The 1747-nt window shown below is 65.8% G+C and carries 2 protein-coding genes; one reads left to right on the top strand and one right to left on the bottom strand.

Annotation, left to right across the window (positions count from 1 at the left end; translation table 11 throughout):
• Nucleotides 1-33: 33 nt before the first annotated feature.
• A complete protein-coding gene (locus KGM94_RS25220; RefSeq protein WP_300265473.1) occupies nucleotides 34-486 on the top strand; it encodes an iron-sulfur cluster assembly scaffold protein in 453 nt (150 codons plus the stop codon).
• A gap of 16 nt (nucleotides 487-502) precedes the next feature.
• Here KGM94_RS25220 and KGM94_RS25215 read toward each other — a convergent pair whose 3' ends face one another.
• Nucleotides 503-1393: a hypothetical protein gene (locus tag KGM94_RS25215; RefSeq protein WP_300265471.1), complete on the bottom strand. Its 891-nt coding sequence runs from the start codon at nucleotides 1391-1393 to the stop codon at nucleotides 503-505.
• Nucleotides 1394-1747 lie beyond the last annotated feature (354 nt).

Here is a 1747-nt window from a genome sequence, read left to right as displayed (position 1 = left end):
GATCGCGCCGGGGCACGTCCTGGACTCCATCGCATGCTGAACGACATCTACAACAAGCGGATCATCGAACTGGCCGGAAACATTCCCCGTCTGGGGCGGCTGTCCGAGCCCGACGCCACCGCGACCGCCCATTCCAAGCTCTGCGGCTCGACCGTGAAGGTCGACCTGAAGATGGAGGGCGACGTCGTCACCGATTTCGCCCATGACGTGAAGGCCTGCGCGCTGGGGCAGGCCTCCTCATCCATCATGGCAAGTCACGTGGTCGGCTCGACCGCAAGCGAACTCCGCGAGTTACGCGAGACCGTTCGTAAAATGCTGAAAGAGAACGGCCGCCCGCCCGACGGAAAATGGGACGAGATCAAGTTCCTCGAGCCGGTGCGCGACTACAAGGCGCGCCACGCCTCGACCATGCTGACCTTCGATGCGGTGGTCGACGCCATCGGCCAGATCGAGGCCAAGAAGCAGCCCGCCGCCGCGCAGGGGTGATCTCCCGCTCCGAAGCCTACTTCTGCTCGGCCGCGACCGGCGCTGCGGCGCTGCCGGTCGGAACCACCGCTTCCGCGGTCTTGGTCGACCGCGCCGGCGGCGGGTCGGATTCGCCCGCGAACCTGTCTTGCAGTTTCTCCTGCAGTTTCTCCTGCAGTCTCGGCGCAAGCCCGGCCATCGCAGGCGCAGCCGCGTCGATCTGCGGCAGCACGTCGGCCAGAAGCTCGGTGGTCGTGAGATTCGTGAGCTTGAGCTCGCCGGCATCGAGCTCGTGCAGGTCTTCCCACGGCGGCACGTTGAGCGCGAGCGACAGCAGGTCCCCGGCGCCGCCCATGTCGAAGGTGTATTTGGCGAGGCGGCCGATGTCGCGCTCGACGATCATCAGGTCCTGCGCGCTGTAGCTTGCGGCCTTGGCGTCGTCGGCGCGGTCGCCCATCCAGATCTGGTGCACGCGGACGTGCGCCGCGTCGGGCACGTAGCGCTTCTTGCCGGCGAGCAGCACGAACACGCACATGGATTCGCAATAGGCCTCCGGCGCGACGGTCGGCCGCGCACCCTGCGCGCCGCGGTGCTGCACGCTGATGCCGACGGTGGTCATGAGGCCGAGATTGCGGAAGCGCCGTCCGAGCGCGATGGCGTCGTTGACGGAGCCGCCGCTGGAATCCAGCACCACGGTGGCGCCGCCGAGCTGCCGTCCGCGCGCGAAGTCCTCAAAGTCCTTCGGCGTATCCGCGGTGATGATGCCGACCGCGCTGACCCAGCCGCGGCAGTTCGGCTCGCACGCGACCCAGTTGAACTTCATCGGCAGCTTGCGCTCTTCGAGCGTGCCGCCGGCATGTGCGGACGTAGTGAAGGTCGCGACGGCAACCGACAGCACGGCGCAGGCAGCGGCGGTTCCAAGCAGCAACCAGGCGCGAAGATCAGGCGAGTTCAGGCGTATCAAACTGGTCCCTTCCCCAAGCCCCAAGGCGATCAGGCAAGCCCCATGCAACGTTCAGCGACTCTACACGCGGACGTGACAAAAATGGTATCCGGGGGAATACAGATCGTCCACAGGTACTTGCTGCACTGCGCCCGGAAAGCATGCAAAATATGGCGTGCGCGCAACGGCTCATTGTTCCATGCATCGGAACCGCGCAATAGATCGCCAGGCTGCAGCAACGCGCACATGAAGCATCCAGAATCCGGTTCCACGATCCTCGCCTTGCTGTTGCGGCTGCCGCGCATGTTCGGGCGCGCGCTGATCTGGATCTACCGGCAC

The organism is Bradyrhizobium sp. (genome assembly GCF_028868675.1).
GTDB lineage: Bacteria > Pseudomonadota > Alphaproteobacteria > Rhizobiales > Xanthobacteraceae > Bradyrhizobium.
Note: the sequence above shows the minus strand (reverse complement) of the source record. Positions and strands in the feature narration are given on the sequence as shown.

Bases quoted from the DNA above. Each gene is read 5' to 3' on its own strand.
- KGM94_RS25220 (WP_300265473.1), top strand. From the start codon at position 34: ATGCTGAACGACATCTACAACAAGCGGATCATCGAACTGGCCGGAAAC.